Here is a 5,081-nt window from a genome sequence, read left to right as displayed (position 1 = left end):
GAGCACTATGACGGCCTTGACCCCTTCCCGGATGCGCCGGCTGATCTCCTCCTTGGTCAACCTCTTGAGCTCCTCTCCGCCCATTCCGCCCTCCATGCTTAACCCACAAAATACGCGACACTACCTTCCCCAGAGCTTGCAGGCTATGGCCAATGCTATCGGCTTGGATGGCAACGACCCTCTGCCCCACTGGTGGCCGCCAAGCTTGGCGGTGATTAGGCAATCTGGCTAGGAAGAAAGTCAAGAGTGTAGGCTTGCTGGACGTCCAAGCCAGCTTCGACAACTCCCAGGGCAACCATTTCCTGAAAATAGGTCTGCCAGCGCTGGTGGGTCATGGCGCCGATCCCCAGGGTAGCCGCGTCGCCGGCAGTGAGGAGGCCGTAGTCTTTTAGGGCCTGGTGGGCGTAGGCCAAGAGGGCCTCGCTCATGTTGGGGTTGTCCTGCCGAATGAGGCGGTTGCCGGGGCGGGGATCCTCTAGGTAGCTTTGCCACCCTTCAATGGAGGCGGCCACAAACTTGCGCACTTGGTCAGGGTACTGTTCGGCAAAGGGGCGGGTGGTCTCCAGGGTAGTGGCATAAGGGGAATAGCCGTAGTCGGCCAAGAGAAAGACAACGGGATCAAAACCGCCCTCCTGGCGCACGCGGAAGGGCTCGGAGGTGACATAGCCCTGTTGGGCGGAATACTTGTCCAGCAGGAAGGGGGTGAGGCTGAGGTTGTAGGGGCGCTTTTGGTCGTCGGTGAAGCCAAATTTGGCCCGCAAGAAAGGCCAGTAGGTGAGGTTGGCCCCTGGCGAGACCCAAATGGGCTTGCCCCGCAAGTCCTCTAGGCGCTCGATGCCCACCCCCGGATGGGCCAAGAGACACTGGGGATCCTTTTGGAAAAAGGCAGCCACGGTGAGCACTGGAATCCCGGATTGCAGGGCAGCCAGGGCGTCAGGACTGCCGCCAAGAACAAAGTCCGCCGCTCCCCCCGCCAGCAGGTGCAGCACGTTGACCGCCGTTCCCCCCATGCGGATTTCCACCTGCAGGCCGTAGTCGGCGTAGATGCCCAGGGCCAGGGCTTGGTAGAAGCCGCCGTGTTCGGCTTGGGCATACCAGTTGGTTACTAGCCGCAGAGGCCGGGATTGGCGGGATCCCGCTCCCACCGCCAGTAGAGCAGCTCCAGCAGCCAGAAACTGCCGGCGCGGCCAAGGCTTTGCAACGGCGTTAGCCATGGGCTTCCACGCTTTTCCGTCAAGGGGCAGGGCTCTTCTTAGCCTAGCTGGAAGATTGGAGAGAGGGGGCTAAGATCCTGCTTTTGCGGCAGGATGGGATAGTTGAGATCAGAGACAGCAACACATCCCCATGGGCAAGGTGTATCTGGTGGGAGCGGGGCTGGGCGGGCGGGCGGGTCTGACGCAAGGGGCGCTGGAGATCCTGCGGCAGGCCGAGGCGGTTTGGGTGGATGAGCTGGTGGACGAGCGCTTGTTGGCGGAGTTGTCCCCGCAGGCGCAGGTGTGGCGACGTTCCGGAGAAGCGGGTTTGCAGGAGGGCATTCGCTGGCTCATCCAGCGCTGCCGAGAAGGCAAGCAGGTGGTCCACCTCAAGTCGGGGGATCCCTTGATCTTTGGCCGCGCCCGTGAGGAAGTGCAGGCCCTGCGGGAGGCAGGCTGTCCGTTTGAGATCTGGCCGGGCTTGTCGTCGGCCCTAGCCGGCCCTTTGTGGGCTGGGATCCCGTTGACCGATAAACACCTGAGCCGCGCCTTTGCCGTGCTGACTGCCCATGAGCTGGAGGCTCTGCCCTGGGGCGCTCTGGCCCAGTTGGATACGCTGGTGATTTTGATGGGATCCCGGCAGCGGCAGCAGATTGCGGCCCAGTTGATGGCAGCGGGGATCCCGCCGGAGCGAGCGGCGGCCCTGATCTGGGGGGCGGGGCAGGCGGAGCAGCGGGTTTGGGTGGGCACCTTGGCGGAGCTGCAGCAGGGGGAAGGGGTAGAGCCGGAGGCTGGGGAAAGGTTGCCGGGGCTATTGATAGTGGGCGAGGTGGTGCGGCTGCGGCAGGAATTTTTGCTGGGGATCCCACCGTTGCCGCCACCGGCTCCTTTGGCAGGCAAGAGGGTGCTGGTCACCCGTGCTGAGGGGCAGTCGCCGGCTTTTCGCGAGCTGCTGCGGGCTCAGGGGGCGCGGGTGGTGGAGATGCCTGCCCTGGTGATCCAGCCTCCTAGCAGTTGGGATCCCCTGGACACCGCCATTGCCAACTTGCAACAGTTCAACTGGCTGCTGCTGACTTCGGCCAATGGGGTGCAGGCTTTTTTCGAGCGGCTGCAGCAGCAGGGGCGAGATAGCCGGGCGCTCCACTCCCTGCAAGTGGCGGTGGTGGGATCCAAAACGGCGGCGGTGCTGGCTCAGTATGGCATCCGCCCAGATTTGATGCCTTCCGAGTTTGTGGCCGAAGCCTTGCTGCCCATTTGGCCGGAGCCGGTGCAGGGGCAGCGCATCCTCTTTCCCCGCGTCGAATCCGGAGGACGGGAGGAGCTGGTGCAAGGGCTGCGGCAACGCGGAGCCGAGGTGGTGGAGGTGGCCGCTTATCAATCGACCTGTCCGGCAGCGGCGGATCCCCAAGTCCTGGAAGCCCTAAAGACCCGCCAGGTGGATATTCTCACCTTTGCCAGCTCCAAAACGGTGCAGCATTTTGCCCATCTCCTGCGCCAGGCAGGGCTAGGCCCTGAAGTCTGGGATCCACCGGTACAGATTGCTGCCATCGGCCCCAAAACGGCGGAAACCTGCAAGAAGGTCTTAGGGCGGGTAGATGTGGTGGCTCAGGAGTACACCCTGGAAGGGCTGTTGGGATCCCTCCTCCGGGCCACCCCCTAGCGGGATAATGGGAGGGCAGTTGGGACTCTGGACACCATGTGGCAGACGGCCAAGCTCTACGAAGACATCCTCTACGAGAAGACGGATGGCATTGCCAAGATCACCATCAACCGGCCCCACAAGCGCAATGCCTTCCGCCCCAAGACCATCGTCGAAATGATTGATGCCTTTCTGGATGCGCGGGAGGATCCCAAGATTGGAGTCGTGCTCTTGACGGGCGCCGGGCCCCACACGGACGGAAAATATGCCTTCTGCGCCGGCGGGGATCAGAGCGTGCGGGGAGAGGCCGGCTACCTGGATGAGGCTGGGGTTCCGCGTCTTAACGTCTTGGACCTGCAGCGCCTCATCCGCTCCTTGCCCAAGGTGGTGATTGCCCTAGTGGCCGGCTACGCCATTGGGGGAGGCCATGTTTTGCATCTCCTCTGCGATCTCACCATTGCCGCCGACAACGCCATCTTTGGCCAGGCCGGGCCACGGGTGGGCAGCTTTGACGGCGGCTTTGGGGCCAGCTACCTGGCGCGGGTGGTGGGACAAAAAAAAGCGCGCGAAATCTGGTTTCTTTGCCGCCAGTACACTGCAGCGCAAGCCCTGGAGATGGGCCTGGTCAATGCGGTGGTGCCGCTGGAGGAACTGGAAGCCGAAGGGATCCGCTGGGCGCGGGAGATCCTCCAACACAGTCCTCTGGCCATCCGCTGCCTCAAGGCTGCTTTCAACGCCGATTGCGACGGCCAGATGGGACTGCAGGAGCTGGCGGGAGACGCGACGCTCTTGTATTACATGACCGAGGAAGCTGCCGAGGGCAGACGCGCTTTTTTGGAGAAGCGTCCTCCCAACTTTCGCCAGTTTCCCTGGCGGCCCTAGGGGGCAGCAAACGATAGGCTGGACTCAGTTGTTGGTCTTGGCCGATGGCTTCCCACCCTCCGAGGCTGCTTTTGGTCGATGGCCACTCCCTGGCCTACCGCTCTTTTTACGCCTTTGCCCATAGCCGCGAGGGGGGCTTGCGCACCTCCACTGGGATCCCGACCAGTGTCAGCTTTGGCTTTTTGAAATCGCTGCTGGAGGTCTTGGAGAAATACCCCCCCACCCACATAGCTGTTGCCTTTGATACCCGGCAGCCCACCTTTCGCCACGAGGCCGATGAAACCTACAAAGCAGGCCGTCCGGAAACGCCGCCGGAGTTTATTGAGGATGTGGAAAACCTCAGGCAGGTGTTGGCGGCGCTGCGCATTCCGATTTTGGCAGTGCCCGGCTTTGAGGCCGACGACGTTCTGGGTACGCTCTGCAGGCTTGCCCCCCAAGAGTATCGGGTGCAGATCTTAAGCGGCGACCAGGATCTCTTTCAGTTGATTGACCCCGAGGGAAGAATTCGGGTTCTGCATCTCAACAGCAAAGATCGCGTCAGCGAATTTGGCCCCCAAGAGGTCAGAGAGAAATTGGGCATCTGGCCTTGGCAGGTGGTCGACTACAAAGCCCTCTGTGGTGACCCCTCCGACAACATTCCCGGCGTCAAGGGGATCGGCCCCAAGCGAGCGGCAGAGCTCTTGCAGCGCTACGGCAGCTTGGAGGAGATTTTCAACCATCTGGAGGAGATCCCTGGCAAAGTCCAGCAGTACCTCAAGGAAGGGATCACCGCAGCCCAGCACTCCCAATTTCTGGCTCGGATTCACTGTGATGTCCCCCTTTTGCCCGACTGGGAGAGCATGAGGCTGACCGGGTTTGACCCGGCGGAAGTGCTGCCGCTTTTGGAGAAACTAGAGTTTCGCAGTTTCATTGCTCAAGTGCGCAAGCTGCAGGCCACTTTGGGCGGGATCCCAGCCCAAGTCCCTGAAGCCAGGACAGGTTCAAAGAATGGCTCTGCCGACGACGAGGCCCTTTGGTTTGATTTTGCTGCACATCCCCCCCCTTCTCTGCCGCCGGTACGCATTGTGGATACCCCTGAGCAGTTGGAGCGGTTGCGGCAGGAGCTGTTGGCTTGCTCCGGGATCGTAGCCTGGGACACGGAAACCACGAGTCTAGATCCCCGCGACGCCCAACTGGTGGGGATTGGCTGCTGTTGGTCGGAGCGGGATGTTGCCTATTTGCCCATTGGTCACCGCCAGGGATCCAACTTGGACTGGAACCTAGTCAAACAGAGCCTACAGCCCATTTGGGAGGATCCCAGTCGCCCCAAAAGCCTGCAAAACTGCAAGTATGATCTCAGCATTTTTCGCGCTCATGGCATCCGCCTA

5 protein-coding genes are annotated in these 5,081 nt (G+C 61.8%); 4 read left to right on the top strand and 1 reads right to left on the bottom strand.

Annotated elements, in window-relative coordinates; all coding sequences use genetic code 11:
• The coding region (locus NW809_RS10650) for a hypothetical protein (RefSeq protein WP_414402097.1) at positions 1 to 232 on the top strand (232 nt) is incomplete at its 5' end.
• Here the strand turns inward: NW809_RS10650 and NW809_RS10645 are convergent.
• Positions 216 to 1,214, bottom strand: a complete 999-nt coding sequence (locus NW809_RS10645) for an ABC transporter substrate-binding protein (RefSeq protein WP_414402096.1) — start codon at positions 1,212 to 1,214, stop codon at positions 216 to 218. The genes NW809_RS10650 and NW809_RS10645 overlap by 17 nt on opposite strands.
• 130 nt (positions 1,215 to 1,344) lie before the next feature.
• On the opposite strand from NW809_RS10645, the gene cobA reads away from it, so the two are divergent.
• From cobA to NW809_RS10630, 3 genes are all read left to right on the top strand, one after another.
• Positions 1,345 to 2,853 carry a uroporphyrinogen-III C-methyltransferase gene (cobA, locus tag NW809_RS10640; RefSeq protein WP_414402095.1) on the top strand — a complete coding sequence of 503 codons (1,509 nt, stop codon included), beginning with the start codon at positions 1,345 to 1,347 and terminating at the stop codon, positions 2,851 to 2,853.
• A 36-nt stretch (positions 2,854 to 2,889) separates the two neighbouring features.
• Positions 2,890 to 3,714 (top strand): 1,4-dihydroxy-2-naphthoyl-CoA synthase, encoded by an 825-nt coding sequence (menB, locus tag NW809_RS10635; RefSeq protein WP_414402094.1) that lies wholly within the window; start codon positions 2,890 to 2,892, stop codon positions 3,712 to 3,714.
• A gap of 44 nt (positions 3,715 to 3,758) precedes the next feature.
• The coding region (locus tag NW809_RS10630; RefSeq protein WP_414402093.1) for a 5'-3' exonuclease H3TH domain-containing protein at positions 3,759 to 5,081 on the top strand (1,323 nt) is incomplete at its 3' end.

Source organism: Synechococcus sp. WC101 (assembly GCF_047461555.1).
Classification (GTDB): domain Bacteria; phylum Cyanobacteriota; class Cyanobacteriia; order Thermostichales; family Thermostichaceae; genus Thermostichus.
This window is presented reverse-complemented; position numbering and strand designations above follow the sequence as displayed.

What these genes read in the sequence shown, in the direction of transcription:
- NW809_RS10645 (WP_414402096.1), bottom strand. Translation starts at nt 1,214, where the DNA reads ATGGCTAACGCCGTTGCAAAGCCTTGGCCGCGCCGGCAGTTTCTGGCT.
- cobA (WP_414402095.1), top strand. Translation starts at nt 1,345, where the DNA reads ATGGGCAAGGTGTATCTGGTGGGAGCGGGGCTGGGCGGGCGGGCGGGT.
- menB (WP_414402094.1), top strand. Translation starts at nt 2,890, where the DNA reads ATGTGGCAGACGGCCAAGCTCTACGAAGACATCCTCTACGAGAAGACG.